This is a genomic window from Cognatundibacterium curvum, assembly GCF_014284235.1.
Classification (GTDB): Bacteria; Pseudomonadota; Gammaproteobacteria; order Burkholderiales; family Burkholderiaceae_D; genus Undibacterium; species Undibacterium curvum.
Genome location: NZ_JACOGD010000002.1, coordinates 1 through 26,217, shown reverse-complemented (window position 1 = coordinate 26,217; position 26,217 = coordinate 1). Strand labels below are relative to the sequence as shown.

Sequence of the window (26,217 nt, the reverse complement as noted above, 5' to 3'; positions counted from 1 at the left end):
CTGCACGGTCACTGAAAATCACGCCACCTGCCGGAAATGCTTATGCCTGCTGGCTTAGTGCAGATCCGGCAGGCTTACTGTCATGCCTGCGACGCAGGCTGCAATCTCTCATCCATACTGTAAGCTCAGCACGCCCAGCTTTGAAACAGGCGACTGGTTTTATACGTTTTATGAACTTAGATGTGAGAATTAATTCCTTATCAGAGTCAACTTGTCACTGCTAAGATTTGCCGCTTTCCTGTCGCCATAAGGCGCTTAACTTGTAAAGTGGTATGCAATGAAGTCGACTGATCCCGTTTTAGCATTAATCGGTAACACACCTGTAGTGCGCTTACAAAATATCGATACCGGCCCCTGTGAGCTGTATGTCAAACTGGAAAGCCAGAATCCGGGGGGGTCGATCAAAGACAGGATAGCATTGGCGATGATAGAAGCGGCAGAGCGCAGCGGTCAGCTGCGTGCCGGCGGCACCATCATTGAAGCCACCGCTGGCAATACCGGCCTCGGTCTGGCGCTGGTGGCGGTGCGCAAAGGCTACCGCATCAAGCTGGTGGTGCCGGATAAAATGAGCACAGAAAAAATCCAGCAACTCAAGGCCATGGGTGCCGAAGTGATTTTGACGCGCTCCGATGTGAACAAGGGTCATCCGTGCCGTGATCTATCCCGGCCTGCCCTCCCATCCGCGTTATGCGCTGGCGCAAAGACTGTTACCGCAAGGTCAGAGCGGCGTGATTTCTATCCGTCTCGATACCGATGATGCGGGCTTGCGCCGTTTTGTACAGGCCTTAAAGATTTTCACACTGGCCGAAAGCCTGGGTGGCGTGGAAAGCCTGATCAACCATCCATGGTCGATGACGCATGCTGCGATTCCGCAAGCGATACGGCTGGAAAAAGGCGTGACACCGGACTTGCTCAGGATTTCCGTCGGGATCGAACATGCGGCCGATTTGCAGGCCGATCTGGCGCAGGCACTGGCGACGCTCACAGCCTCGGAATGAATACCACACTGAGTTTCTTGCGTGCCTTGCTGGCAGCACCGGCCGAAGTCGGTGCGCTGTGGCCATCCTCGCGCCATCTGGCTCAGTCCATGGCGCAGGCTGCCGCAGCCTGTGGCGCAAGCGGGTGGGTAATTGAAGTCGGGGCTGGCAGCGGTGCGTTGACCCGCGCATTACTGAATCGCTTCGGCAGCGAACGCCTGCAAGTCGTCGAGTGTGCGCCAGAGCTGGTTCAGGTACTCAGAAAAAAATTCCCGCATCTGGACATACGACGCGAACGCATAGAACATTTTCTGCCGCAGGCCGCGCCAGATCCCGGCAGCAGCCTGTTGGTTTCGTCCTTACCGTTTAAGTCTTTACCCGCGGCGCAGGCGCGCTTATTGAGCAGCACCTATATCCGCTTTGTACAGAATGGCGGCGCTGTTATCCAGTTCAGTTATGGACTGGCACCACCGTTTGCTCTGAACGATACCGACGACTTGCAATGGCAGCGCGTAAGCCGGGTCTGGCGCAATCTGCCGCCCGCCTGTGTCTGGCGTCTGCAGGCAAAAAAGAAAGACGCCTTGTCACCAGCTTAGGACCAGACTCAGTGCGCATTCGCAGGCAGCCGGGTGCCTAGCCAGACGCCGCTCTGACACAGTTCACGGCTCACTTCGATGACCAGTTTTTCAACCGCCATGGCGGCATTGGTGAGCGGGATATTTTTCGATGCACACAGGCTGACCGTACGCGACAGTTGCGCATCGCTGATGGGTAAGGCCTGCATTTCTCCACGCTGAATTTCCGCCAGCATCGGTGATACCGGCAAGATGGTCGCGCCCATATCAGCCATCAAAGCCGACTTCAAAATCGCAATCGAAGTGATGTCTATCACCTCACTGATCTGCTGCCCATGTTCGCGCACCACTTGCTCTATCAGCGGACGCACACCATGCTGCAGGCTAGGTAAAATCAGCGGCACCTGCAATACCTGCGCCAGCTTGATGCTTTTACGGCGCGAGGCAAATTGCGAGCCGCTGCGCGTGATATACATCATCTCTTCATGCACCAGCGGGCGGCTGTGAAAGCCGTTGAGCTGCCCGTCATCGAACAATATCGCCAGATTCAGCCGTCCTGAACGCAGCTGCTCAGTCAGATTGCCGGTTAATTCTTCGGTCAGTTGAAAATGGATGTCGGGATAAGTCTCGCGTACCGCTTTGAGCAAAGGAAAAGCCAGCGCGCCGGAGGCACTCTGCGGAATGCCGAGCGCCACCGTACCACGTGGTTTATCGGTTGATTGCGCCACCGCAGTTCTGGCATCGCTGACCTGTTTCAGGATGGCTTGCGCATGTTCGTAAAACAGCTTACCGGCATCGGTCGCCTGCATGCCTTGCGCTGAGCGGTGCAGCAAGATGGCACCCAATTCTTCTTCCAGCGACTGGATTTGCTGCGTCAGTGCTGGCTGTACGATGTGCAGCACGCGTGCCGCGCGTGACAGCGAGCCATGATCCACAATCGCGACAAAATAGCGTAACTGGCGCAGTTCCATGACTACTCCGCAGGTTTGATGGCGCGCCGTTCTATCGACGACGACAGGATCAGCGAAGTGGAGGTCACGCCGCCGCGTGCCAGCGATGTGATCACACGCTCCAGCTCACGGACCGACGGTGCCACTACTTTGACGATCACACAATCCTCGCCGGTAATGGAGTGGCATTCCACCACTTCCGGCACCTGAGCCGCAATCTGCGGCACCGACACATCACTGGAACGGCTGGCGATACGCACAAAGGCGGTGATGCCATAGCCTAAAGCTTCAGGATTCACCCGCGCATGATAGCCAGTAATCACCTGATCGGCTTCCATGCGGCGTATGCGTTCCGCCACCGCAGGCTGGCTCAGATGAATGCGGCGTCCGATTTCAGCCAGCGTGACACGTGCATCTTCCTGCAGAATCTCGAGAATTCTGGCGTCCATCAGATCTAATTCTATTTTCATGGGAAAACCGGGTTATTTCAGTCAATTTAAAAGAAATGTAGCTGATTTCCCTTAGAACATCCATTTAAAACCGTACCTGAGCAGCATAAAATATCGTGAATAATTCAAGAAAGCCTGTATGCGTCACTTACCAAAATCTGTCCTGACAGCCCTGTTGACGGTCTATATCGTCTGGGGCTCTACCTATTTCGCGATTCAGGTCGCACTCACCGCTTTTCCGCCGTTCATGATGATAGGCACGCGCTTTCTGGTGGCGGGCGGTTTGCTGTATCTGTGGCAGTTATGGCGTAAAGCGCCGCAGCCCACGCTGCGCGAATGGCGCGATGGCGGTATCGTCGGCATCCTGATGCTGGGTGGTGGCACAGGTCTGACCGCCTGTGCACAGCAATATGTGTCGTCCGGCCTGACTGCGGTGTTTATTGCGTGCTCGCCCATGATTTTGTCCGGCTTGTCCGGCCTGTTCGGTGACTGGCCGCGCCGGCGTGAATGGCTGGGCATCGTGTCTGGCTTTGTGGGGGCGGTGTTGCTGGCCTCGGATCATGGTTTTGCGGCGCAGCCAGCCGGGATTTTCCTGCTGCTGGGTGCGATATTGTGCTGGGATGTAGGTTCTATCCTGTCGCAGAAAAAACTGAAGATGGCCAAGGGGGGCATGGGCTTCGCCAGTGAAATGCTGGTCGGTGGCGCTTTCCTGTTTATCGTCAGCCTGCTCAGCGGGGAAAAAATGACAGGGCCGCTGACCGTGCAAGCCTTCAGCGCCTGGGCTTATCTGGTGGTGGCCGGTTCGCTGATCGCATTTACTGCGTATATGTATCTGTTGTCCAAAGTCCCGGCCGGACTGGCGGCCAGCTATGCCTATGTTAATCCGGTGATAGCGGTGGCACTGGGAGTAGCATTCGGTGGTGAACATTTATCGGGTAATGCCATGCTGGCGATGGCGATTATCCTGGGCAGTGTGGTGATGCTGACCACCGCACGCCGTCCGGCAGAATAAGAAAGAGCAGCACAGACGCCGGATTCAAAAGAATTCGGCAATGTCGTTGGCCTGTTCCTGATGTAAATCACCGCTGGCAACCAGGCTGTCGTAGAAACAGCTGCGGTTACGTCCATTCATTTTGGCATAGTACAGCGCCTGATCCGCGCGCCCCACAATGGCGACTGCAGGTTCAAATAAGTCGATCTTGGCATAGCCTATGCTGACGGTGACGGTACCTACCTGCGGAAAGTGATGGTTCCCGACCGTCTGGCGGAAGCGGTCAAAAATCTGGTCAGCATCCTGTTTCGTGACTGAGCGCAGCAGGATCACAAATTCCTCACCACCAAAGCGGAACAAGCGGTCATTCGGGCGGAAAGAGTTACGTAACAGGTTGGCGATCAGTATCAATACCTCATCGCCGTATAAGTGACCAAACTGATCATTCACACGCTTAAAGTGATCAATATCGAGCACTGCGAGCCAGTTGAATTTTTCCGCATCCTGTTCACGTCTTTCGGTTTCCGGCTTCACCACTGACTGCTGTGCATCCTCAGTGACCTCCAGGGGCGTCATTTCTCTCAAGTTGGTGCGTAAGACCTTGGAAAAACTGTCGTCGAAAGTCTTACGGTTCAGCAGTCCGGTCAGTGAATCGCGCTCACTGTAATCCAACAGATTCTGGAAATTCCGGTACACAATCAACATGCCATGGACGACTTCCATGACCGGCTCTTCGGCCTGTTGAGGACGACTGAGTTGCAGACAGGTGTGCAACTTGTCATTGATCCAGATCGGCAGCCACAACAAGTCTTGCCCATCCTGCGTGACCCGGATCACGCCCTGCTTCTGCTCCAGACCCTGCCATAAGCCGCTGATCTGCTCGGGGAACAGATCATCCGCATCTGTCACTTGCTCCAGCACGTCCGTACCTTCAGCTGTGATGCGTATCTTAGGGCGCATCACCGTATGGCCGCCCATACTCGCCACCTCAAACACAGTCGCCTGCTCTGCCAGCAGCAATTCACGCAGGGAAGAGGCAACGGAGATATTGAGCAGATCATGGTCACGGTGACCAGTGATTTCCACCAGATGCTTGATAAATGAGTTCATGCTGACATTCCTGCAGTGCGTGCGGAAAACTTAGGCTAAAATTGTTTTCATATTACATTTTCTATCCCGGTATTGCACCGCTACGCAGCCTTAATCCGATGCAATATAGCAACAACGATGGTTTCGCAATCAGCGCTACTGTCGTCACACGCCAGCTTATTCACGAAAGATACCGCTATGTTACTACCACGCTTATGCTTTGCGCCCTGCTTTCCAGCAATACTGACTGGGCTGCTGCTGATGGCTGGCATGCAGACAGCCCATGCCAACAGATTAGTACAAATTCTGGACAGCGAAGGAAAAGCGGTGGAGAACGCCGTCGTCAGCGCGGAAGCTGTCAATGGCAATCCGCCGGTAAAAGCAGGCAGCTACACCATAGAACAAAAAGACCGCAAATTCCTGCCTTTAGTCAGTGTGATTCCGGTCGGCAGCGCGGTCAGCTTCCCGAACAATGATACGGTCAAGCACCATGCTTATTCCTTTTCCGCCGCCAAACGTTTTGAACTGAAACTGTATTCAGGAAAACCCAGCAATCCGGTGGTGTTCGACACAGCGGGTACAGTGGTCATTGGTTGCAATATCCATGATCAGATGATCGCTTATGTGCAGGTCGTGAACACCCCGTATTTTGCTAAAACGGATGCTAAAGGCTTAGCCACATTAGCAAATATGCCCAGTGGCAAATACACGCTGAAGGTCTGGCATTACAAAATGGCACCCGGTTCGGAAGGTATACAACAAAGCTGGCAGACAGACGCAGAGGGAACGCCGCATCAAGTCCGGCTGAACGGCAAATTTGACTAAACAAACCCATACCTCCGCCAGTATTTCAACCACGAGAGAATTTATGCGTTTTCACAGCCTGCAAGCAAGAATCATTGCGCTTTTCATCAGCCTGCTGCTGGTGCTGCAACTGGTTGCGTATGGCTTTATCGACCAGGCGATAGATAAAAATGCGCGCCAGGCGCTAAACAAAGAACTGCATACAAATGAAAACTTCTTTCAGCGACTCATAGAAAAAAATGCACAGAATCTGGTACAGGCTGCGACCGTCGTTTCTAAGGACTATGCGCTGCGTGACGCCATCAGCAGTAACGACATCCAGACCATCGTATCCGCACTGCTGAATCATGGCGAACGTATCAATGCAGATCTGACTATGCTGGTCGGACTGGATGGAAAAATTATCGCTGCCAGCAGCGATACGCTGGCGCATGGGATGCAAGACCGGGTACAGCAGCTGATGCATGCCGCCAGTAATAAAGGAGGGGCAGCGAACATCGTGAGTCTGAATGGCCGTCCTTATCAGCTGGTGATGGTACCGATACTGGCACCGGTGGCAATCAGCTGGGTCGCACTGGCGGTACCGGTCGATCAGGTGCTGGTCAGGGAAATGCACGAACTGTCTCCGTTAGAGGTCAGTATTGTCAGCGCTGCCAAAGACGGTGCTTGGGAAATGCAGAGCACCAGTCTGACTGAAGCTCAGGGCAAACAGCTGCTTGCAGCACTGCCACGCGCGCTGCCTTCCAATAAGCTGATCACGACCACGAAAATTGATCAGGATGAATACAGTTCACAACTGGTCGATATGAATGCCAGTGAAGGCCAGCGTACTGTCGCGGTACTGCAGTTATCGTTCAGCCATACGGTGGCACCGTATAAACTGCTGCAACGCAATCTGCTGATACTGAGCATCGTGGCTACCCTGCTGGCGATCATCATCAGTGCCGTCACCGCACGCCGTATCACTAACCCTTTACGCCAGTTGTCGGACACGGCCAGGCGCTTTGCAGCAGGTAATTATCAAGGTGAAATTGCGATACGGCGCAGTGATGAAATCGGCGCTCTGGCCAAGAGCTTCAGCCATATGCGCGATGCGATCGCCACCCGTGAAAAAGAAATCAGCCGGCTGGCTTACTGGGATACGCTCACGCATTTGCCCAATCGTGCGCTGTTCACGTCCATGCTCAATGATGCACTGGCTGCGGCTGCCACACGCGGCGATACGGTGCATGTACTGATGCTGGATCTGGACCGTTTCAAATATGTAAATGACCTGATGGGGCATGAGTTTGGCGATCAGTTGCTGACCGAAGTCGCGCAGCGTCTGAGCCAGCAGCTGGGTGCAGGAAAACCGAAGCCGGCCCGGCTCGGTGGTGATGAATTCGCGGTACTGCTGCCAGCCAGTACACTGGAAGAAGCACAACAGACTGCACGCGCTATCGCACAGTCGTTTGAACGTCCGATCGCGATTGGTGAGCAAAATGTGGATATCGGTGCCGGCATCGGCATCGCCGCCTATCCGGCCCATGCCAGCGACGCAGCCAGTCTGATGAGCCGGGTCGAAGTCGCGATGTATGCGGCTAAACGCGCACGTCAGGGTGCCGTCACTTACTCGCCTGAGATCGACAAATCCAGCCAGAAAAATCTGTCACTACTGTCAGATATGCGCGCAGCGCTGGGACAAAATCAGTTTCAGCTGTGGGTGCAGCCTAAAGTCAGCCTGTCTGACTATAAGCTGATCGGGGTAGAGGCGCTGGTACGCTGGGTCCATCCTGAGCGTGGCATGGTATTTCCTGATCAATTCATCCCGTTTGCCGAACAATCCGGCTTTATCCGCAGCCTGACGCACTGGATCATGGACCAGGCGGCGCAGACTCTGAAGCAGTGGCAGGCACAGGATATCGCTCTGAAAATGTCGGTCAATATCTCCACCATGGATTTAATGGATCAGGATTTACCGCAAAAATTTGCAGCCATACTCGATAAACATGCGCTTGCAACAGCACAGTTTTGTCTGGAGATCACAGAAAGCGCAATTATGGATGATCCTGTTCGTGCCCATCAGACGCTGGATAATCTGCACGCGATGGGCATGGATTTGTCGATAGATGACTTCGGCACCGGTTACTCTTCACTCGCGTACCTGAAGCAGCTGCCGGTCAATGAGCTGAAAATTGATAAGTCTTTTGTGCTGAAAATGGATAAGGATAATGCCGACAGCCGCATCGTCAAATCCACCATCGATCTGGCTCATAATATGCAGCTAAGGGTAGTCGCAGAAGGGGTGGAAAATCAGCAGGTGATGCAGCTACTCAGGGAGCTGGGCTGTGATCAGGTACAGGGCTATTTCCTGAGTAAACCGATGCCAGCCAGCCAGTTACCGGCCTGGAAGCAAGATTGGGAACAGCGTGCCGCACAGCTGCAGAAGAACCAGGACTTAGCCTGAAGAACAGGTGTTAAGCCTGCAAAGATTTAAGCCCGATTCACGCGCTGTAATTTGCGGTCGCGTTTGCGGTTATACATGCGACTGTCAGCAATTTTGATGAGACGCATGTAATCATCGCCATCTTCCGGATAACTGGCCCAGCCGATAGAGGCACCCACATCCACCATAGCATTTTCCAGTGCAATCGGCTCTTCCACCACCGCAGAGATTTTGTCGACCAAATGGTGAATATCGCTTGCATTGCGCACATCCTTGATCAGCAACACAAATTCATCACCGCCATAACGCGCCACATCATCGCTATCGCGCACCGCAGCGCGCAATCTGGCGGCGGTGATCACCAGCACCTTGTCGCCTGCGTCATGGCCATAGTTATCGTTCACAAATTTAAACCGGTCCAGATCAACGAACAGTAAGGTGTAGCCCTGAATCTGCTCAGGATTGTCTTCCGCCATGCGCTGGATATGGGTAATCTGTGCAAACAGCGATTCACGGTTGGCGACCTGGGTCAGCTTATCAAAACGCAGCTTGTTCTCCATTTCGCTGAAGGTTTCCGCCAGTATCCCGATTTCATCGGTGCGGCGTATATCCATTTTCGGCATCGGTTCGCCATTACCGAATTTTTCTGCCGCTGCGGTCAGCTTGCGGATATCGCGGATCACGCGTTCTACGATGGTCAGGCCTATGGTCAGCGCAAAAATAATGCAGGCTATTGCGATCACCACGCTCTGGAAAAAACCCTGATTAATGGTGTTCATGAAATCGGCACGCGGCACCGCGACCACGGTTTGCCAGTTCAGTCCCTGCTTATTGCCGAGCGGAGACACTGCGACATCTACCGTTCCCTGCTCCAGTTCCAGCGACAGGGTTTCCTGCTGGGTCAGCGCCCGGTTGCCGACTTTTTTAAAGGTTTCGCTGATCAGGCTGGTTTTCATATCCGAAGCCCGCATACGCTCAGGCAAGCCATTCACTACGCGTTCCGGCAATTCTTTACCGGAAGTCGCCACGATGTAACCATCGGCATCGACGATGTATGCCACGCTGTTTTTACTGATTTCCAGGCGACTCAGAAAACTCGACAATTCTTTAAGTGTTACGTCAGTCGCAACCACGCCGGCAAACTCATGATTTTTCTGAAATACCGATTTAGCCAGCGTAATGGTCGGATAATGAAATGAGAAGTTATTGTAAATTTTGGACCAGACCGGTGCCTCCGAATTCATCGCCGCCTGATACCAGGGCCGTTTGCGCGGATCAAACTGATCCTGACGGATTTTGACCGAGCGGTCGCCGATGGCTGTGACGCGGTAGACATCACGGTGATCGGAATCAGGTTCACGTAAAAACAACTGTACTTCACTGCGGGATATACGATAAACCCCGACAAAGCGGCCATCTTTGCCGCCGAAATACACATAATTATTCACATCCATGAATAAACCGCTGGCGGTCCAGAACTTATCCTCCAGCACGTGCAGATCAACCGGGAAGTCATGCTCTTTCGGTACCCTGGCCGAACTCGGCGCAACTGATTCCAGTGCAATCAGGGCGCCATCCAGGTGTTTTTCCGAGGCGACATTGATGCGGTTGACCATATCAACCAGTACCCGCTGGGTCAGCGTGTAGACCGCATCCGTACCCGCCTTCATCGATACCCAGGCAATCGCCGCGGATACACTGATGACCAGCACCGTAATAGGGATAACTAACTCGCGGCGTAAAGAGGAGCGACTCATAAAGAATGGATAGCGACTAGGGTGTGACGTTCTTGTTTTCGTTATTTCTTTTTAACTGTGGATCACCGAAGCTCCGCATGAGCCTTATCATGCGCACTCTGTCTCGTTTCTGCAAGTGACCAGAGTAATCCGGCAACAACCAACTTTGTTACAAATTCACACAAATCGCTAAGCATACTATGGAGTGTTGCCGCAAAGACAGTAAAAATCTGGATTTCACATCTTTTTTCTACTTTATGCGGCAGATGCAACAAAATACGATGAAAAACCATACAAAAAGCATCATTTCCTAAAATCAACTAAGATTAAGCTATCGCGATGACGCGCTGATGACCACTATGAGCAGACTTCAACTTTTTCAACTGAGTGTGGCGACTTTACTGAGTACAGGCTTGAACCATACGGCTCATGCGCTGGATTTACCCGTCTCTGACCGCGGCAAACTGCTCGCAACTGCCGGAGTGAGTCAGGCAGAAGGCGCGGCCGGTGGCGGCCTGGTGCCCTGGGCTGTGATCGCAGGCTATGGCAGCGAAGACAGTGCAGGTGCCACTGCCTTCCTGACTCAGCTAAACACCCGCGATTATCGTCTGCGCAGCAGCGGCGTCGCGCTGGGCTGGCACGATAAGCTGGAGGTATCGCTGGCAAGGCAGGAATTCACTGGCAGTGAAGCACCGCTGGACCAGCTCAGACTCAGCCAGGATATCGTGGGTATCAAGCTAAAACTCAGCGGCGACCTGATTGCCGATCAGGACAGCTGGCGGCCGCAGCTGGCGGTCGGCGCGATGTTCAAACAAACGCGGGCTGTCGAAGGACTGTCTGCCTTAGGCGTCACGTCTGTGACACAGCTAGGTGCGACTGACAGTAAGGGCGTGGATTACTATGTGTCTGCGACCAAACTGCTGTTAGCCAACAGCCTCTTACTCAACGGCACCCTGCGCCTGAGCAAAGGCAATCAGCTAGGCTTGCTGGGTTTCGGTGGGCCGCAATCGCAAAGCTATCAGATTCTGCCTGAAGTCTCCGTCGCTTATTTGCTGAGCCCACACTGGGTAGCCGGTGCCGAATACCGGCAACGCCCGTCGAATCTGGTGATCGATCGTGAGAAAGCCGCAAAAGATGTGTTCCTGGCTTATTTCCCGAATAAGCAGCTGTCCTTGACGCTGGCCTATGTCAGTCTGGGCGACATCACAGTATTCAATCCGCGGAATCAACAGGGCTGGTATTTGTCCCTGCAACTCGCCAACTAAATAGCTAATAAGTGGATCGCGTATGCGTCGTTTTTTTATCGCTGGCCTGAGTGCCCTGAGTTTCACACTAAGCGCGTCGGCGCAGACCCAAACCGACAACCTGTATCAGGCGCTGGGGGGCAGCCCCGGTATTGCCCGCGTGGTCGATCAGCTCATCGTCGAAATTCAGCAGGATGCACGCATCAGTCCGCAATTTAAAGAAACCAATATGAAGCGGCTGGCGGAACTGTTAAAAGAACAGCTCTGCGTGGTCAGCGATGGCCCCTGCCAATACAGCGGCGACGACATGCTGACTGTGCATGCACAACTCGGGATTAAAAGTGCGGCTTTCAATGCACTGGTCGAGGACTTACAAGCGGCGATGCACAAAAACCATATCCCTTTCGCTACCCAGAACCGCTTGCTGGCCAGACTGGCCGTAATGAAAAAAGATATCGTGGTGTCGGCGCCCTGAGCACAGTATTCAACATGGACAGGGACAGACCTTTGTGCCGCCGCCGGGAACTGTTGAGCACTAATACGGTCAGACAGCCACTCAGCCCACCGGAGACTTCCATGAACAAACTGTTACTCAGCGCCGCCCTGCTCGGCACCGCATTGCAAACTATCAGCCTGTCAGCCCATGCCGATCAGGCTTTGCAAACCGCTATCAGTGGCAGCCATCGCAGCCCGGCCAATGTCGCACGCGATCCGGCGCGCCACCCGCTGGAAACCCTGCAATTCTTTGGTATCCGTCCCGACATGACGGTGGTTGAATTGTCACCCGGCGGCGGCTGGTACACCGAAATCCTGGCGCCTTATCTGCGCCAAAACGGCAAGCTGATCGCAGCCGCCAATGATCCGGCCTCGGACAGTGAATATGGCAAACGTGCGTATGCGCGTCTGCGTCAGAAACTGGATGCCAATCCGGCCATCTATGATCAGGTCAGCACCGGCATCTTTGAACCACCGAAGAAAATCAGCTACGCCGCGCCTGGCAGCGTGGACATGGTACTGACCTTCCGTAACATCCATAACTGGATACCGGCTGGCGAAGCGAATGTGCAGGAGATATTTAACAGCGCTTACCGTAGTCTGAAGTCCGGCGGTGTGTTCGGTATCGTAGAGCACCGTTTGCCGGCATCCCGCACTCAGGATGAGAAAGCCAGCAGCGGCTATGTGCATCAGAGTTATGTGATAAGGTTGGCAGAACGCGCTGGCTTCAAGCTGGCTGGCAGTTCCGAGATCAATGCCAATCCCAAAGATAAGGCCGATCACGAAGGCGGCGTATGGGCTTTGCCACCGACCTATGCCAACAAAGACAAAGACCGCGCAAACTATGAGTCTATCGGTGAAAGTGACCGTATGACGCTCAAATTTATCAAACCCTGATCGCCTGATACGCCTGCCGCGCAAACTCACGGCTGCCACTCAGGAATAAAAACTGATGGAGGCCGGGATGTTGCGCTCACATGTTAGTTTATGGCAGTTGCCGCTCATCGCGCTGCTGATCGCTGTCAGCACACCACTGCTGGCAGCAGATCGTTATCGTATCGACAGCGAACATACTTTTTCCAGTTTCGAGTATCTGCACTGGGGCCTGGCACGTCAGAGCGGACGCTTTGATAAAAACAGCGGCAGCATACAAATTGAAGCTGGCCAGAATGGCGGCGCTAAAAGTGGCAGTATCGACCTGAGTATCGGTGCTGCCTCGGTTAATACCGGCTCAGACTTATTCGATAAAACGCTGCGTTCTGCCAGTTTTTTTGACGTAGCCAGCTTCCCGGCTATCCGTTTTCAATCCGACAAACTACTGTTTGAAGGCGAACAATTGCGCCAGGTTGAAGGCCAGTTAAGCATCAAGGGCATAACCCGGCCTGTGACACTACAGATCACTCATTTTCATTGCCGCTTCATGCTGCTGTACCTGAAACAGGCTTGCGGCGCCAATGGCGAGGCGACCGTGAAGCGCAGTGATTTTGATTTAGGCCGTTACGTACCCTTTGTCAGCGATGACATCACACTGCGCTTCAGCATAGAAGCAATACGCGAGTAAGCGTGCGGCCTGCGCTGCTATGCGGATTTCCACACCCCAGACCGGCAAACACGGCAAGACAACTTGTTGAGTCACAGGTAAGCTGTGCTGAATTCATCCGTTTTTCTGCTACCGATACGACCATGCCATCCTCACAAATTGGCGGCTCCAGCGCCGCCCTCGAATTAGCCGACATCCACGCGCGCATGCAGTTGCAGCCTGTGCTGTCGCAAGTGCAGCCCATTACGCCGCAAGAATTCCAAGACCGCGTCAACAAAGCAGCGCGGCTGATGCGCGAACAGGGCATCGCCGCGCTGCTGCTTCCAGCCGGCAGCAGTCTGTATTATTTCACTGGCTTGCGCTGGTATCCCAGCGAACGTCTGACAGCAGCTATCCTGACGCCGGATGCTCAGGTCGTCTTCGTCACACCGGCATTTGAAGAATCCAAGCTGCGTGAAACGCTGGGTGAACAGGCTGCCATACGCTTGTGGCAGGAAGAAGAAAACCCGGCCCTGCTGGTCAGTCAGTGGCTTAAGGATCTGGGCTGTGACCGTGGCCCGCTGGCCATCGACGAAAGTACGCCTTTCTTCGTGGCAGATGCCTTACGTCAGGCGCTGCCTGAGCAGCCGCTGATCAATGGCGTGGTGATCACCGCTGAATGCCGTATGCATAAGTCCGCGCAGGAAATCGCCCTGATGCAAACGGCTAAATCAATCACCCTGGATGTACAAAGACGGGCGGCGCGTATTTTACGGGAAGGGATTACCTCTACTGAAGTCAGCGATTTTATCGACAGCGCACACCGTGCCTATGGCGCTGGTCCATCGACCTTCTGTATCGTAAGCTTCGGCGCACTGACCGCGATTCCACATGGCCCGGATGGGGTACAGACTCTGCGCGAAGGTGATAATGTGCTGATCGATACCGGCTGCAAAGTACAGCACTACCATTCCGACATTACACGCAGCTATGTTTTTGGCCAACCAAGCGCACGTCAGCGCAACATCTGGAACCTGGAAAAAGAAGCACAGGAAGCCGCCTTCCATGCCGCACAACTGGGTGTCGCCTGCGAAGCGGTGGATGCTGCCGCGCGTCGTGTGCTGGCCGCCGCTGGAATGAGCCCCGACTACGCCTTACCGGGCTTGCCACACCGTACCGGCCACGGCATCGGGCTCGACATCCATGAATGGACGTATCTGGTGCGCGGCAATACCCGTCCGCTCGCAGCAGGCATGTGCTTTTCCAATGAACCGATGATCTGCATAGAAGGTGAATTCGGCGTGCGGCTGGAAGATCATTTTTATATGACCGAGCAAGGCCCGCGCTGGTTCACCGGGCCTAGCGTGGCTGTTGATCAGCCATTCTGAATGCGGAACCACAGATGCAGTATAAAAAAAGCCGGCAGTTGCCGGCTTTTTATCCGATGTCCCAGGGACAGGCTTAGAAGCGATAGCCTACGCCTACGCCGACCAGCCATGGATCTACTTTCACTGCGCTGATTTTCGCGCCAGTTGCAGACAAAGTCACATCACTGCGGATCTGTACTTTTTTCACGTCAAAGTTCAGAGACCAGTTTTTATCCAGTTTGTAATCGATACCAGCTTGCAGAGCCAGACCAAAGCTGCTCTTTTCCAGATCTGCTGCGCCGTTGAGCAGGTTTACATCAGAGATGCGGGTGTAGTTCACACCAGCGCCTACATATGGGCTGAATTGTGCTTCTGGTGCAAAATGGTATTTTGCAGTCAAGGTTGGTGGCAGGTGTTTGAAAGCACCTATGTTTTTGCCAGCCAGTTCCACATCATGTTTTTGTGGGTAAGTCAGGATCAGTTCTGCAGAAATATTTGGTGTGAAGTAGTAGCTGATATCCACTTCAGGAATCGTTTTTTTGCTGACAGTGATCAGATCTGCTGCGCCAACGCCACCAACAGGATCAGAGCCATTCGCTGGCGAGATATTGACGATACGTGCACGTACCTGCCATGGGCTTTGTTCTGCTGCCATTGCCTGGGTTGCGGTCAAACCGATTGCTGCGAGAGAGAGAGCCAATGCGAGCTTTTTCATTTTGTTTTCCTTGGTTGTCGAAATTGATGAACCAAGTGTAGGCGTCTGCAGAATGCGACAAGTTGTGCTAGATCAAATTTGGTGCGCAGCACAAATTTGATACAGATCAGGGAAAACCTGTCAGCCAGAGCGGCAATGAGGTATCCTTGCGTTCATTCATTTGTACACGGAAAACAACAGAAAAATGGCTAATTACGTCTATACCATGAACCGCGTCGGCAAAATCGTGCCGCCTAAACGTCAGATCCTGAAAGATATTTCGCTGTCTTTCTTCCCGGGTGCCAAGATCGGCGTGCTCGGGCTGAATGGCTCAGGTAAATCCTCGCTGCTGAAAATCATGGCAGGTCTGGATACCGATATTCAGGGTGAAGCCGTCCCTATGCCGAATCTGAACATCGGTTATCTGCCACAGGAACCGCAGTTAGATCCGGAGCAGACGGTGCGCCAGGCAGTCGAGTCGGCCCTGGGCGAAGTATTCGCTGCCAAAGCCAGACTGGAAGAAGTGTATGCCGCGTATGCAGAGGAAAATGCTGACTTCGATGCACTGGCTGAAGAACAGGGCAGACTGGAAGCGATCATCTCGACTGCAGCGGGTGACAATGTCGAACTGCAGCTGGAAATGGCAGCGGATGCGCTGCGTTTGCCCGCCTGGGATGCCAAAATCGGCGTCTTGTCTGGTGGTGAAAAACGCCGCGTCGCACTGTGCCGTCTGCTGTTGTCGAAACCCGACATGCTGCTGCTTGATGAACCAACCAACCATCTGGATGCAGAATCGGTGGACTGGCTGGAACAATTCCTGTGCCGCTTCCCGGGCACTGTCGTAGCGATCACGCATGACCGCTACTTCCTCGACAATGCCGCTGAATGGATACTGGAGCTCGACCGTGGCGCCGGTATTCCGTGGAAAGGCAACTACTCTTCCTGGCTGGATCAGAAGCAAGCCCGTCTGAAGCAGGAAGAAGCGACCGAATCAGCGCGCCAGAAAGCACTGCAAAAAGAATTGGAATGGTCACGTCAGAATCCGAAAGCGCGTCAGGCCAAGAGCAAGGCACGTCTGGCCCGTTTCAATGAGATGAGCGAGCACGAATACCAGAAACGCAATGAAACCCAGGAGATCTTTATTCCGGTAGCTGAGCGTCTGGGCAATGAAGTCATCGAATTCAAGAATGTCTCTAAGGCCTTTGGCGACCGTCTGCTGATCGATAACCTGAGCTTCAAGATTCCACCTGGCGCCATCGTCGGTATCATCGGCCCTAACGGTGCCGGTAAATCCACCTTGTTCAAAATGATCAAGGGACTGGAACAGCCGGACAGCGGTGAAGTGGTGCTGGGTCAGACTGCTAAAATCTCGTTGGTGGATCAGTCGCGTGAAGATCTGGGCAATACCAAAACCGTGTTTGAAGATGTCGCCAATGGTGCAGACTTGTTGACCGTAGGCCGCTTCGAAATGCCATCGCGCGCTTATCTGGGCCGCTTCAATTTCAAAGGTGGCGATCAGCAAAAAATCGTGGGCAATCTGTCCGGTGGTGAGCGCGGCCGTCTGCATCTGGCCAAAACCCTGCTGCAAGGTGGTAATGTGCTGCTGCTGGATGAACCATCCAATGATCTGGACGTGGAAACCCTGCGCGCATTAGAAGACGCCTTGCTGGAATTCGCTGGCAGCGTGATGGTGATCTCACATGACCGCTGGTTCCTGGACCGTATCGCTACTCATATTCTGGCGTTTGAAGGAGACTCTCAGGTTGTCTTCTTTGATGGTAACTATCAGGAATATGAAGCCGACAAGAAGAAGCGTCTGGGTGAAGAAGGTGCCAAACCTAAGCGTATCCGCTACAAACCTTTGACGGTATAAAGCTGGCGGGGCATACTGTACAGCTTCGGCCGGAAACTGTTTTCCGGCTGTTTTCTGGCTGAGCCCCGCTTTCTTTGTGTCGCTTCCAGGTGAAACCATGCAAAAATTCTCATTTCTGAAACTGTTCTGTTCCGCTTTGCTGTGCGTGTTGTGCAGCCTGACGCCAGCCGCCTTTGCCAATTCCGGCGGCGGCAGCGCGAGTGCCAGTGCCGGTGGTGCCGCTACGGCTGCGCTGGAACCGTTCACCGTGAATCTGTCCAGTTTTGACCGTTATCTGCAAGTCAGTGTCACACTGCAGGTGGCGGGTCCGGAAGTGGCAGAAAAGATCAAGGCTGTCATGCCTATGGTCAGACACAATATGATCATGCTGTTGAGCGGTAAAGAATCTTCCCAGATTCAGTCTGCTGATGGCAAACACGACCTGATCGAAGAGATCAAGGAAAGAGTCAATAAAGTGTTGGAAACCAAAGAAAAGAATGGCGTGACTGACGTCTTCTTTGTCAATTTCGTCATTCAATAACAGGTACTGCGGCGTGCTGCGCCGCATTGCCAGCATCGCTGAGTATGCATCAACTTGCCGCCCCCGCTTTTGCGGAAATTGAAATCAAAAAAAGCCGTTTTCTCGGTCAGCTATATCCCCTCCACAGCCGCGCAGAAGCACGTCAGACGCTGGATGGCCTGCGCCGTGCCCATCCGGGTGCGGTGCATGTATGCTGGGCGCTGATCTGTGCCGGGGAATCCGGTCTGGATGACGACGGTGAACCCTCAGGCACAGCGGCTAAACCCATGTATAACGTGCTGGTGCATAAAGATGTGACCAATGTCCTGGCGGTCGTGGTGCGCTACTGGGGCGGAATCAAACTCGGTGCCGGTGGGCTCACGCGCGCCTATGGGCAGGCGATTTCTGAAGCCTTTAAACAGGCGCAGTTAATCGCAGTCGAGAGCCGGCGTGAAGCAAGTCTGGAAGTCGCCTATGCCGACGAATCTCAGGCACGCCATTGGCTGGACAAATATCAGGCACAAATCCTGGAGGTCAGCTATGCGCAGCAAACTTGTATACGCTACAGCGTGAAAGACAAGGATGCCGCTGCCTTAACGGCGGATCTGATCACGGCATTGAAAGGCCAGGTCCATTTTTCCGACGACACTGCGCAAGCATAAATCGCAGCTGACACACTAACCGGGCTGATGACATCACTACTTTTCCTATGCCAGCAGCCCTGAAATTATGCCTTCCACGATCACGACGCCTGCGTAGCCCGGGGCTGACTGGCGTGCTATTGTGCGCTGGTTTGCTAGCGCTGCTGATGCTGAGTACCCCCGCCTATTCAGGACTGGTCGATTTTTCCAAAGGCTTGCTCGACCACGTCAGGCAACGCTTTGGAGCAGAAGCACCCAAACGCTTATTACAAATGCAGCAGGCCGTGCATCAATTCCGTGCGACTGCCGGTAAAGACTTTAGCAAGAGCTTACAGCAAGCCAGCGATGTGCAGCCCGCCATGACGATACTGCGCCGCGTGAATGATTTTTATAACCGGGTACCGTATTTCACCGATCAGGAGCACTGGAATCAAGCCGATTACTGGGCCACGCCGGTGGAATTTGTCGGCTCAGCCGGTGGCGATTGCGAGGATTATGCGATTGCCAAATACATGACGCTCAAGGAGCTAGGGGTGCCAGCAGACAAAATGCGCATCACCTATGTGCGCGCCACCCAGATCGGTGAAACCCATATGGTACTGGCCTATTACCCGACCCTGAATGCCGACCCCTGGATACTGGATAATCTGGTCGATGAGGTCCAGCCCGCATCCCAGCGCAGCGATCTGATTCCGGTCTACAGCTTCAATGATGATGACTTATGGCTGGGTGGGAATAACCGCAAAGGCGCAGCTTCCACCGTGCGCTTGTGGAAGGAAGTGATAGAAAAAATGGAGCGTGAACGGCGCATGTAGGCTATGCAGCGCGCGCTCACAAGCACGTTGAGACTCACAAATAAGGCTGAAAACGGCGCTCCAGCTTCTCCGGCATGCCAAACACATAGCCCTGGCCCGCCTCCACCTGCGCCTGCCTGAGCAGATCGATCAGCGCTTCATCCTCTATGCCCTGCGCGATACATGGAATCTCAAGTGACTGCGCAAAACGCACCAGTGCCTCGACGTGGACAAAGATGTCCGGCTGAGTCGCCATCTGTGCAATCAGCCCGCTGTCGAGCTTGATGTAATCCGGAGGATTATCGCGTATCAATTGCAAGGCCAGCGGGTCCAGCCCGACATGATCCAGCCCAAAGCCCAGCCCCAGCTCACGCAACATACGGAAGAACTGGCGGCTCTCGGCACGTTGTTTGACACAGGCAAATTCGCTGAGTTCCAGATACAAAGGCACAGGCAAAGGCGCTGCCGCCTGACAGGCTTGCGCCAGCCACAGACAGAATGCAGGCTGGCTGACCGAAGCCATAGACACATTCACGGCCAGCGCCTTGAAACGCTGCGGCTCAGCCTGAATCGCCTGCAAAGCCAGACTGATCACGGCCTGATCGATCTCTGCAGTCAGCTGATGACGCACGGCCATAGGCATGAATTCCGCCGCAGTCAGCACACTGCCTTTCTCATCCAGCAAACGCACATACAATTCATGCTGGGTTTGCTGGCGGCTGTCCAGCTGCACCACCGGCTGGGTGTAGAGTACCCAGCGATTTTCATGTAAGGCATTGGCGATCAGTAAACGCCAGGCTTGTGAGCCCTCAACGATACGTGTGCCCGGGACTTCCTCAGCACAGATGATCTTGCCTTGCCCCTGTTGCCGCGATTGTTCCAACAAGAGATCGGCCTGACTCAGTAATTCTTTGCGGTTCTGACCCGGTGCACACGCCAGCATGGCCGCGCTCAGCTGTACGCTGTGATCCACAGCAGCCACTAATTGCTGCAAGCCTTGTTGCCATTGCACCCGCTTTTCCTGCATCTGCGCCGCATCCACACCGGTGCACACCAAGGCGATCGCGGCACCACCCATGCGGCCGGCGAAATCCCGTTCAGGATGCAGCTGTTGCTTCAGGCATTGCGCCAGTTGTACCAACAAGTCATTACCGCGTGCGTAACCCTGGCGTTGATTCAGGGTCTTGAGCCCATCCAGTTCGAATACCGCCAGCCAGGTCTGATCACTGCGCTCATCCTGCGCCAGCAACTGATTCAGACGCAGGTCAAAGCCCTGGCGGTTTTCCAGCCCGGTCACACTATCCTGAAATGCGGCACGCCGGTACTGCTCGGCATTTGCACGCTCCTGATCCAGTACATGCGAGATACGCTGCGCCATCTGATTCATCGCGGTGACGACTTTTTGCAATTCAGGCGCGCGCGGTTGCAGCGCTATCGGTTCGAAGCGTTTTTCCTGCACGGCATGCGCCAGCGCTTCAATTTTTTCCAGCGGTCTCAATATCAGTCTGAGCATCAGCATGCTCAGCGCCAGCACCACCAGATACATGACGCTCATCCACAGCGCGATGGTTTTCATGCTTTGCCATAAATAAGCATAGGCATAGGCCGGATGACTAAGCACCACCACTTTACCGAGCTGACGCCAGCCAGAGCTGATAAAGGCTTCTGCCGCTGGTAAGCGGATATTGAGTAAATCCGGCAACCAGCCCGGTGTCTGCGCCCTGTCACTGCTCAACTCTTTGCTGACAAATGGACGGCCCTGGTTATCGAGTACCTGCATACTCTGGTAATAGCCTCGGTCAAACATCGAGGCAATTTCTACCTCGGCCAGGGTGCTGTCCTTGCTGGCCATGGCTTTTTCCAAGGACTTGGACAGCGTAGTCGCGGCATCCTGCGCATGCGAAGCCAGTTGTTGTTGCAGATAGTTGCGGGTAGTCACAATACTGAGGCCCTCCACCACCAGGAAAACCACAAGAAACAGCAGGGAAATCGCAATCAAAAGTTGGCGTTGTAAGGTCATGACGAGCGTAAAGGAGGCGATGGCACACAGGCGAATGGAGAATTCCATACTCAGCAGCAAGAAAATACCATTTTTACGCTAAAAAACCGGTTTTTTTTATGCTTTCGGGCAAGTTGAGGCAAAATTGCAGCATGTGGCTGCACATCCCGTGCAGCAAAACTGCTTAATATGCATAAAAACACCATGACAACTTCCGAATCCGCTTTATTACGAACAAAAATCAATCAGGAAACTGCTACTTATCCCTGGCAGGAATTACAGCGCCAGTTCGCGACCGGACAAGTGATCGCCGTAGCGAGTGAACTGGATCTGGTCGAAGTCGCCGCCATGATGGCCGACGACCGCGCCAGCGAATTCGCCACCCTGCTGCAAACCGGACAGGTAGCGAAAGTCAGTGACAGCCAGGCCCAGCTCTGGCTGGAGCAAAACGCTCAGTTATGGACAGTGGTGGTCAAACCCTGGATACTGGTACAGCAACGCGCACATTAGTGCAGCACATTCGCAGGTGCTAAAGGTTTCCATAAGCGATTCGTCGTAGTCGCCGCAGGCGCAGTTGCGGATGCTGGCAATGACACTGGCATCGCCAAGATTTTTGTCGCCCTGGAAGCAGTCAGGCTCAGCAGCAGGGTGTTGAGTAGCAAGCGACGTTGTGTGGAAATCGTATTTGCCATCACAATACTCCTTTGAATTGCACTGCCGAATCCGGAGCACCTGGAACCGCGACGCGGAATTTCAGGCTCTCCAGCAATTTGTCCCACAGGGCTAAGGCCTCTTCATCGCTGAGTGAGGCTTTATCGGCACCACCTATCATGTCGTATCTGACTTTGTCGTATAGCGTGACGTCTAATTTGGCAGGTCTGGCGACGCTATTCCGGATACCGATTGCCAGCCAGCGGAAATCATGTGAACCATCTTCATTACGAAACAGGGTTTCTTCGCCTTCCCAGTCGTGTATCTTGCGTTTAGCAGCACGCAGTAAGGTACATTTTGGATAGTCGGCACCGAGTTTTTTCTTTTGATTTTCCATCCGCTGGATCAGTCCATAGCCATTTTCTCCATCAACGCTTCCGCCTGTATTACTAAATACACTGAAGACCACATCAGGCAAGGCTGCTATATGTAGCCCCGCACTGGAGATACTGCCTTCCGCCCCCGCGAGTCGCTGAAATGCATATTCGTGGCATAAACCCTCTTCCAACGGTAGTTCATCGGGTTGGCGCAAACGCAGTGCCCTGGCGACATGCAGGGTGTGTGCCAGCACTTGTTCATAACTGCGTTCGCCTGACGAGACGGCATCACCAGGGTTAAAAATATGTGGCGACAACACATAGTAGATATCAAATCCCTCTAAGCCTAATTCTTTGGCGTATATGGTTGAGTAAGATCTGATCCATGTCACATGTGGTGCTGGCCCTGGCCCAACATAATTAATTTCAGCCGTTTTGTGATGCGCCTTAATTTCGGCTACCTTGGCCTCGACAATTTTTTTAAGGTTCTCAGCCTGATTTGGTAAGGTAGGAATGTCATAGCCAAAGCTCAGACGGGAATCGACAGGCACCGTCAATACGTAGCGTCCAAAACCAAGCAGTTTGGTTTGGGAGAACAAGGCTTCTATACGTGGATGGCGGCTCAGTCCCATAGGCTGCCCTTAGCGGAAGGCATGGGTTTCCATAAGCGATTCGTCGTAGTCGCCGCAGGCACAGTTGCGAATGCTGGCAATGACACTGGCATCGCCAAGATTTTTGTCGCCCTGGAAGCAGTCAGGCTCAGCAGCAGGGTGTTGAGTAGCAAGCGACGTTGTGTAGAAATCGTATCTGACATCAGAACACTCCTTTGAATTGCACTGCCGAATCCGGAGCACCTGGCACCGCGACGCGGAATTTCAGGCTCTCCAGCAATTTGTCCCACAGGGCTAAGGCCTCTTCATCGCTGAGCGAGGCTTGGTCGGCACCACCTATCATGTCGTATCTGACTTTGTCGTATAGCGTGACATCTAACCAGGCGGGGTAAGCGACGCTGGCGCGTTTATCGACCAGCATCCAACGGAATTGATGTGAGCCATCCTCATCGCGCAGCAGCGTTTCTTCGCCTTCCCAGTCGTGTACCTTGCGTTTGGCGGCACGTAACACGGTGACTTTGGGATAATCACGACCCAGCTTTTTCTTTTGATTTTCCATGAGCTGGATCAGTCCATAGCCATTTTCTCCTTCGGTGCTGGCATTGGTATTGCTGAGCACACTGAACACCACATCGGGCAAGGCGGCCATATGTAGCCCGGCGCTACTGAGGCTATGCTGGGCACCCGCGAGCCGTTGAAATGCATATTCGTGGCATAAACCTTCTTCCAAAGGCAGTTCATCGGGTTGGCGCAAACGCAGTGCCCTGGCGACATGCAGGGTGTGTGCCAGCACTTGTTCATAACTGCGTTCGCCTGACGAGACGGCATCACCAGGGTTAAAAATATGAGGCGGCAACACATAGTAGATATCAAATCCCTCCAAACCTGATGCTTTTGCGTATTTGTCCTCAAATGATCTGATCCATGTCACATGTGGTGCAGGCCCCGGACCCACATAGTTAACCTCAGCCGTTTTATATTTGGCTTTGATTTCCGCAACCTTTGCTTCAATGATTTTATTAAGGTTTTGCGCTTGATTCGGCAAGGTAGGAATGTCATAGCCAAAGCTCAGACGCGAATCGACAGGCACCGTCAATACATAGCGTCCAAAACCAAGCAGTTTGGTTTGGGAGAACAAGGCTTCTATACGTGGATGGCGGCTCATGGTTTTTCCTTGTAATTGGGTTTGGCCCACCAGGCTGGCTGATAGGCACTGGCGATTTTGACGATGCTGTACAGGGTGGAGTCCTGCACACTGCTGTTCTGGTAACTGCCCTGATGGTCATATCCTATTTGTTCAAAGCAGAGCTGGGCTTGTACCCGTTTTGCACTTCGTTCACTGGGGACGGTGCCATCACCGAGTTGTTGCGGCGCTTGTATGCTCAGGCTTAGCGGCTGACCATCGACCCCTTTGACCATCACAGTGCCGTTGCCGGTATCACTGAGCAGGGTCCATTGTTTGGGATCACCGGCGCTGACAGGATTGCCCTTGCTGACTTGCCATACGATGTTCCCCCAGGCGGGATAAAAGTTTCCTACTCCATAGCTCGCATAGCTGGGTTTGGCGAAGGTTTGGGCAATCGCTTCAGAAAAATCACGTGCACGTTCGATTCGATTGTTGGTCGCATTAGCTCCAATCTGTTTCGCAGTCTTCCCTCCCTGACTAGGATCTTTACTTACTTGCTGCGCGGGATCAATCCAGTCAGGATTAATCAAGCGCCACCAGGCCTGATTGTCGGTATAGACTTCCTGAACAGCGTCTTCCGCTGGCCAGCTACCTAATTCCTTGCCATCGGCATCCACGACCTTGAGCCAGTGCTTGCCATAAGAGTTAAATGGCAGCAGTTCGAGCCCACCCTGCGCATTGGCGAGTACAGCCACACATTTGGGGGCATTGTTACCCAGTTCTTTTTCTACGACCGAGGCGACCAGACCGCTACCTTCTCCGCCAAAGCCAGCGCGCATGCGTTTGTAGGCGGCCGCCGCACCTACGGTGGGCATCACATTGTGATAAATACCCAGCACCTTGTCGGCAATATTGCCGTAATCAGGATGGATCAGGGCACGTGCCAGCAAGCCGCCCATGCTATGCGTGACCAGGATCACACCCGGACAGTCGCGTCCTTTTTGCTGGTAATTGTTGATCAGGTCGCGGATGCGCTGAGCCAGCACTTTGGCATTCTCACCATTGCTTCTCAACCAGTTGTAGCCCATGGCATGTACCGGATACCAGCACTCGCCTATTTTGAGGATTTCTTCGTCCTCTATCGGAGGCAGGTTGGCATTGCCCATCTTGAACCCGGCACGCCCTAAGACCTCGCCGCCGCGATGCAGGAAGGGATTGTTATCTAACCAGCTCTTTTTGGGTTGACGCTTGCCATCGCGGGTTTCCAGGATCTGATTGAGCTGCGCTTCCATCAGCTTAAGGATGTCACCATAAGAGCCAAACATGACCTCGCTCCATCCACGTGCACGCGCCTTCTGGGCGGCGCTGAAAAAGACTTTGCCGGTATGCGGATCGGAGCGCAACAGGCCGATATCTGGCAGATCATCGGGTACATTACTGTGACGTTTATCCGAGCTTTCTGTGAGGTCGCCGGTGGCATCAAACTCGCCATTGGCATTCGTCATTTCATAGTAATCCACCTCGGTCGCATCGGGGTCCAGCCGCAGTTGTCTTTCCTTGGCCGGAAAGTCATGTGTATCAAATGGTTTGATCGCATCCGGTCGCCAGGCGCTGTTATTTTTTCGCTCCATTAATTGCTGGCGGCTGCGTGTCATGCGCAGATTACTGCCCATGATGCCGGGTAAAAAAACGATGGGGATGAGCTTGGCAGGCGGTATGCGCATGCGCACTTTGCTGCGGTCTTTGATGGGTGTCATTTGCACCGCGACCTGGGCACTGCCATCGACGCCCCAGGTGAAATCCACCCATTCATCGTTGGGGTTGATATTGTCGGGAACTGCATCTGACTGAGTCATGATTGCTTACCTCCTGTCCAACGCACCAGATAGGCATCCGGTCCCAGTGCCTGCTGGGTCTGGGTGCTGCCATTGTCGGGGCTGGTCTGAACGGCGGCTGCGCCACCATCCATATGTGTGAGCTGAAATTCCTGAGCTGGCACGGGATTGCCGGCCACATCATGGAACACGGCTTCGCGATCAAATGGCAGACCGTGCCAGCTTTGTACGACCTGGGCTAAACTTTGCGGCCCGCTAAGACTGTGTCCCGCCGCATGCGCGCTCCACACGCCACTGGTGCCGTCTTCTATCCCAGCCGCATTCCAGCGGGTGTAGCTGCCGCCGCCATTGATCAGCACTTCTTTACTCGCGTTGATGGTGATGCTTTGTGCCGTTTCTGTGATGCGCAGTCTGGCCAGCACATGAATGCTTTTTTCCAGCGCCTTGATATCCACATCCCCATTTGCTGCAATCAGTTTCATCCCGGCTTTGTAGG

The 26,217-nt window shown here is 53.8% G+C and carries 28 protein-coding genes; 16 read left to right on the top strand and 12 right to left on the bottom strand.

Annotation, left to right across the window (positions count from 1 at the left end):
* Window positions 1-277: 277 nt before the first annotated feature.
* From H8K43_RS03285 to H8K43_RS03275, 3 genes are read left to right on the top strand one after another with little or no spacing between them, the layout of a single operon-like run.
* On the top strand, window positions 278-757 hold the full coding sequence (locus H8K43_RS03285; RefSeq protein ID WP_186902559.1) for a pyridoxal-phosphate dependent enzyme: 480 nt from the start codon (window positions 278-280) through the stop codon (window positions 755-757).
* Entirely contained in the window at window positions 654-998 is a 345-nt protein-coding gene (locus tag H8K43_RS03280; RefSeq protein ID WP_222610952.1) for a PLP-dependent transferase, read from the top strand. The genes H8K43_RS03285 and H8K43_RS03280 overlap by 104 nt, the downstream gene beginning before the upstream one ends.
* The gene (locus H8K43_RS03275) at window positions 995-1,573 is read left to right on the top strand and encodes a class I SAM-dependent methyltransferase (RefSeq protein WP_186902558.1); all 579 of its coding nucleotides are present in this window, start codon (window positions 995-997) and stop codon (window positions 1,571-1,573) included. The genes H8K43_RS03280 and H8K43_RS03275 overlap by 4 nt, the downstream gene beginning before the upstream one ends.
* Before the next feature lie 8 nt (window positions 1,574-1,581).
* Here the strand turns inward: H8K43_RS03275 and H8K43_RS03270 are convergent, their stop codons facing one another.
* Both H8K43_RS03270 and H8K43_RS03265 read right to left on the bottom strand, forming a co-directional pair.
* Window positions 1,582-2,523, bottom strand: a complete 942-nt coding sequence (locus H8K43_RS03270) for a LysR substrate-binding domain-containing protein (protein WP_186902557.1) — start codon at window positions 2,521-2,523, stop codon at window positions 1,582-1,584.
* Window positions 2,524-2,525: 2 nt separating this feature from the next.
* Window positions 2,526-2,972, bottom strand: a complete 447-nt coding sequence (locus H8K43_RS03265) for an Lrp/AsnC family transcriptional regulator (RefSeq protein WP_186902556.1) — start codon at window positions 2,970-2,972, stop codon at window positions 2,526-2,528.
* Window positions 2,973-3,090: 118 nt separating this feature from the next.
* Between H8K43_RS03265 and yedA the strand changes: the two genes are divergently transcribed.
* Window positions 3,091-3,963, top strand: coding sequence for a drug/metabolite exporter YedA (gene yedA / locus H8K43_RS03260; RefSeq protein WP_186902555.1), 873 nt, complete (start codon window positions 3,091-3,093; stop codon window positions 3,961-3,963).
* A 24-nt stretch (window positions 3,964-3,987) separates the two neighbouring features.
* Here the strand turns inward: yedA and H8K43_RS03255 are convergent, their stop codons facing one another.
* Window positions 3,988-5,052, bottom strand: coding sequence for a GGDEF domain-containing protein (locus H8K43_RS03255; RefSeq protein WP_186902554.1), 1,065 nt, complete (start codon window positions 5,050-5,052; stop codon window positions 3,988-3,990).
* A gap of 177 nt (window positions 5,053-5,229) precedes the next feature.
* Between H8K43_RS03255 and H8K43_RS03250 the strand changes: the two genes are divergently transcribed.
* A complete protein-coding gene (locus tag H8K43_RS03250; RefSeq protein ID WP_186902553.1) occupies window positions 5,230-5,856 on the top strand; it encodes a methylamine utilization protein in 627 nt (208 codons plus the stop codon).
* A gap of 43 nt (window positions 5,857-5,899) precedes the next feature.
* The gene (locus tag H8K43_RS03245) at window positions 5,900-8,281 is read left to right on the top strand and encodes a putative bifunctional diguanylate cyclase/phosphodiesterase (protein ID WP_186902552.1); all 2,382 of its coding nucleotides are present in this window, start codon (window positions 5,900-5,902) and stop codon (window positions 8,279-8,281) included.
* 26 nt (window positions 8,282-8,307) lie between these two features.
* Here H8K43_RS03245 and H8K43_RS03240 read toward each other — a convergent pair whose 3' ends face one another.
* Window positions 8,308-10,017: a sensor domain-containing diguanylate cyclase gene (locus H8K43_RS03240; RefSeq protein WP_186902551.1), complete on the bottom strand. Its 1,710-nt coding sequence runs from the start codon at window positions 10,015-10,017 to the stop codon at window positions 8,308-8,310.
* 338 nt (window positions 10,018-10,355) lie between these two features.
* Here H8K43_RS03240 and H8K43_RS03235 point away from each other — a divergent pair, with 338 nt between their 5' ends.
* From H8K43_RS03235 to H8K43_RS03215, 5 genes are all read left to right on the top strand, one after another.
* On the top strand, window positions 10,356-11,261 hold the full coding sequence (locus H8K43_RS03235) for a DUF3034 family protein (protein WP_230403642.1): 906 nt from the start codon (window positions 10,356-10,358) through the stop codon (window positions 11,259-11,261).
* Window positions 11,262-11,283: 22 nt separating this feature from the next.
* Window positions 11,284-11,715 carry a group I truncated hemoglobin gene (locus tag H8K43_RS03230; protein ID WP_186902549.1) on the top strand — a complete coding sequence of 144 codons (432 nt, stop codon included), beginning with the start codon at window positions 11,284-11,286 and terminating at the stop codon, window positions 11,713-11,715.
* Window positions 11,716-11,816: 101 nt separating this feature from the next.
* Complete coding sequence (locus H8K43_RS03225) at window positions 11,817-12,632, top strand: class I SAM-dependent methyltransferase (RefSeq protein ID WP_186902548.1); 816 nt, start codon at window positions 11,817-11,819, stop codon at window positions 12,630-12,632.
* A gap of 67 nt (window positions 12,633-12,699) precedes the next feature.
* Window positions 12,700-13,296: a YceI family protein gene (locus H8K43_RS03220; RefSeq protein WP_186902547.1), complete on the top strand. Its 597-nt coding sequence runs from the start codon at window positions 12,700-12,702 to the stop codon at window positions 13,294-13,296.
* A gap of 122 nt (window positions 13,297-13,418) precedes the next feature.
* Window positions 13,419-14,642: a M24 family metallopeptidase gene (locus H8K43_RS03215; RefSeq protein ID WP_186902546.1), complete on the top strand. Its 1,224-nt coding sequence runs from the start codon at window positions 13,419-13,421 to the stop codon at window positions 14,640-14,642.
* A gap of 73 nt (window positions 14,643-14,715) precedes the next feature.
* On the opposite strand, the gene H8K43_RS03210 is transcribed toward H8K43_RS03215, so the two are convergent.
* Window positions 14,716-15,336 carry an OmpW/AlkL family protein gene (locus tag H8K43_RS03210; RefSeq protein ID WP_186879452.1) on the bottom strand — a complete coding sequence of 207 codons (621 nt, stop codon included), beginning with the start codon at window positions 15,334-15,336 and terminating at the stop codon, window positions 14,716-14,718.
* 184 nt (window positions 15,337-15,520) lie between these two features.
* Here H8K43_RS03210 and ettA point away from each other — a divergent pair, with 184 nt between their 5' ends.
* The 4 genes from ettA (at window position 15,521) to H8K43_RS03190 (ending at window position 19,143) form a co-directional block, all read left to right on the top strand.
* Window positions 15,521-17,188 (top strand): energy-dependent translational throttle protein EttA, encoded by a 1,668-nt coding sequence (ettA, locus tag H8K43_RS03205; RefSeq protein WP_186902545.1) that lies wholly within the window; start codon window positions 15,521-15,523, stop codon window positions 17,186-17,188.
* Window positions 17,189-17,285: 97 nt separating this feature from the next.
* The gene (locus tag H8K43_RS03200) at window positions 17,286-17,708 is read left to right on the top strand and encodes a flagellar basal body-associated FliL family protein (protein ID WP_186902544.1); all 423 of its coding nucleotides are present in this window, start codon (window positions 17,286-17,288) and stop codon (window positions 17,706-17,708) included.
* A 44-nt stretch (window positions 17,709-17,752) separates the two neighbouring features.
* Window positions 17,753-18,349, top strand: coding sequence for an IMPACT family protein (locus H8K43_RS03195; RefSeq protein ID WP_186902543.1), 597 nt, complete (start codon window positions 17,753-17,755; stop codon window positions 18,347-18,349).
* Window positions 18,350-18,495: 146 nt separating this feature from the next.
* On the top strand, window positions 18,496-19,143 hold the full coding sequence (locus H8K43_RS03190; RefSeq protein ID WP_186902542.1) for a transglutaminase-like cysteine peptidase: 648 nt from the start codon (window positions 18,496-18,498) through the stop codon (window positions 19,141-19,143).
* A gap of 34 nt (window positions 19,144-19,177) precedes the next feature.
* Here H8K43_RS03190 and H8K43_RS03185 read toward each other — a convergent pair whose 3' ends face one another.
* A complete protein-coding gene (locus H8K43_RS03185) occupies window positions 19,178-21,190 on the bottom strand; it encodes a bifunctional diguanylate cyclase/phosphodiesterase (protein ID WP_186902541.1) in 2,013 nt (670 codons plus the stop codon).
* A 135-nt stretch (window positions 21,191-21,325) separates the two neighbouring features.
* Between H8K43_RS03185 and H8K43_RS03180 the strand changes: the two genes are divergently transcribed.
* Window positions 21,326-21,631: a DUF2288 domain-containing protein gene (locus H8K43_RS03180; RefSeq protein WP_186902540.1), complete on the top strand. Its 306-nt coding sequence runs from the start codon at window positions 21,326-21,328 to the stop codon at window positions 21,629-21,631.
* Here H8K43_RS03180 and H8K43_RS03175 read toward each other — a convergent pair.
* The 6 genes from H8K43_RS03175 to H8K43_RS03150 form a co-directional block, all read right to left on the bottom strand.
* On the bottom strand, window positions 21,628-21,813 hold the full coding sequence (locus H8K43_RS03175; protein ID WP_186902539.1) for a hypothetical protein: 186 nt from the start codon (window positions 21,811-21,813) through the stop codon (window positions 21,628-21,630). The genes H8K43_RS03180 and H8K43_RS03175 overlap by 4 nt on opposite strands.
* Window positions 21,813-22,781, bottom strand: coding sequence for a T6SS immunity protein Tli4 family protein (locus H8K43_RS03170; RefSeq protein WP_186902538.1), 969 nt, complete (start codon window positions 22,779-22,781; stop codon window positions 21,813-21,815). Before H8K43_RS03170 ends, H8K43_RS03175 begins: the two co-directional genes overlap by 1 nt.
* A complete protein-coding gene (locus tag H8K43_RS03165; protein ID WP_186902537.1) occupies window positions 22,772-22,963 on the bottom strand; it encodes a hypothetical protein in 192 nt (63 codons plus the stop codon). The genes H8K43_RS03170 and H8K43_RS03165 overlap by 10 nt, the downstream gene beginning before the upstream one ends.
* Window positions 22,963-23,925: a T6SS immunity protein Tli4 family protein gene (locus H8K43_RS03160; RefSeq protein WP_186902536.1), complete on the bottom strand. Its 963-nt coding sequence runs from the start codon at window positions 23,923-23,925 to the stop codon at window positions 22,963-22,965. The genes H8K43_RS03165 and H8K43_RS03160 overlap by 1 nt, the downstream gene beginning before the upstream one ends.
* The gene (locus H8K43_RS03155) at window positions 23,922-25,742 is read right to left on the bottom strand and encodes an esterase/lipase family protein (protein ID WP_186902535.1); all 1,821 of its coding nucleotides are present in this window, start codon (window positions 25,740-25,742) and stop codon (window positions 23,922-23,924) included. The genes H8K43_RS03160 and H8K43_RS03155 overlap by 4 nt, the downstream gene beginning before the upstream one ends.
* A partial coding sequence (locus H8K43_RS03150) for a DUF2345 domain-containing protein (protein ID WP_186902534.1) occupies window positions 25,739-26,217 on the bottom strand: 479 nt, incomplete at its 5' end. The genes H8K43_RS03155 and H8K43_RS03150, both read right to left, overlap by 4 nt.

Bases quoted from the DNA above. Each gene is read 5' to 3' on its own strand.
- H8K43_RS03285 (WP_186902559.1), top strand. From the start codon at position 278: ATGAAGTCGACTGATCCCGTTTTAGCATTAATCGGTAACACACCTGTA.
- H8K43_RS03275 (WP_186902558.1), top strand. From the start codon at position 995: ATGAATACCACACTGAGTTTCTTGCGTGCCTTGCTGGCAGCACCGGCC.
- H8K43_RS03270 (WP_186902557.1), bottom strand. From the start codon at position 2,523: ATGGAACTGCGCCAGTTACGCTATTTTGTCGCGATTGTGGATCATGGC.
- H8K43_RS03265 (WP_186902556.1), bottom strand. From the start codon at position 2,972: ATGAAAATAGAATTAGATCTGATGGACGCCAGAATTCTCGAGATTCTG.
- yedA (WP_186902555.1), top strand. From the start codon at position 3,091: ATGCGTCACTTACCAAAATCTGTCCTGACAGCCCTGTTGACGGTCTAT.
- H8K43_RS03255 (WP_186902554.1), bottom strand. From the start codon at position 5,052: ATGAACTCATTTATCAAGCATCTGGTGGAAATCACTGGTCACCGTGAC.
- H8K43_RS03250 (WP_186902553.1), top strand. From the start codon at position 5,230: ATGTTACTACCACGCTTATGCTTTGCGCCCTGCTTTCCAGCAATACTG.
- H8K43_RS03245 (WP_186902552.1), top strand. From the start codon at position 5,900: ATGCGTTTTCACAGCCTGCAAGCAAGAATCATTGCGCTTTTCATCAGC.
- H8K43_RS03240 (WP_186902551.1), bottom strand. From the start codon at position 10,017: ATGAGTCGCTCCTCTTTACGCCGCGAGTTAGTTATCCCTATTACGGTG.
- H8K43_RS03235 (WP_230403642.1), top strand. From the start codon at position 10,356: ATGAGCAGACTTCAACTTTTTCAACTGAGTGTGGCGACTTTACTGAGT.
- H8K43_RS03230 (WP_186902549.1), top strand. From the start codon at position 11,284: ATGCGTCGTTTTTTTATCGCTGGCCTGAGTGCCCTGAGTTTCACACTA.
- H8K43_RS03225 (WP_186902548.1), top strand. From the start codon at position 11,817: ATGAACAAACTGTTACTCAGCGCCGCCCTGCTCGGCACCGCATTGCAA.
- H8K43_RS03220 (WP_186902547.1), top strand. From the start codon at position 12,700: ATGTTGCGCTCACATGTTAGTTTATGGCAGTTGCCGCTCATCGCGCTG.
- H8K43_RS03215 (WP_186902546.1), top strand. From the start codon at position 13,419: ATGCCATCCTCACAAATTGGCGGCTCCAGCGCCGCCCTCGAATTAGCC.
- H8K43_RS03210 (WP_186879452.1), bottom strand. From the start codon at position 15,336: ATGAAAAAGCTCGCATTGGCTCTCTCTCTCGCAGCAATCGGTTTGACC.
- ettA (WP_186902545.1), top strand. From the start codon at position 15,521: ATGGCTAATTACGTCTATACCATGAACCGCGTCGGCAAAATCGTGCCG.
- H8K43_RS03200 (WP_186902544.1), top strand. From the start codon at position 17,286: ATGCAAAAATTCTCATTTCTGAAACTGTTCTGTTCCGCTTTGCTGTGC.
- H8K43_RS03195 (WP_186902543.1), top strand. From the start codon at position 17,753: ATGCATCAACTTGCCGCCCCCGCTTTTGCGGAAATTGAAATCAAAAAA.
- H8K43_RS03190 (WP_186902542.1), top strand. From the start codon at position 18,496: ATGCTGAGTACCCCCGCCTATTCAGGACTGGTCGATTTTTCCAAAGGC.
- H8K43_RS03185 (WP_186902541.1), bottom strand. From the start codon at position 21,190: ATGGAATTCTCCATTCGCCTGTGTGCCATCGCCTCCTTTACGCTCGTC.
- H8K43_RS03180 (WP_186902540.1), top strand. From the start codon at position 21,326: ATGACAACTTCCGAATCCGCTTTATTACGAACAAAAATCAATCAGGAA.
- H8K43_RS03175 (WP_186902539.1), bottom strand. From the start codon at position 21,813: ATGGCAAATACGATTTCCACACAACGTCGCTTGCTACTCAACACCCTG.
- H8K43_RS03170 (WP_186902538.1), bottom strand. From the start codon at position 22,781: ATGGGACTGAGCCGCCATCCACGTATAGAAGCCTTGTTCTCCCAAACC.
- H8K43_RS03165 (WP_186902537.1), bottom strand. From the start codon at position 22,963: ATGTCAGATACGATTTCTACACAACGTCGCTTGCTACTCAACACCCTG.
- H8K43_RS03160 (WP_186902536.1), bottom strand. From the start codon at position 23,925: ATGAGCCGCCATCCACGTATAGAAGCCTTGTTCTCCCAAACCAAACTG.
- H8K43_RS03155 (WP_186902535.1), bottom strand. From the start codon at position 25,742: ATGACTCAGTCAGATGCAGTTCCCGACAATATCAACCCCAACGATGAA.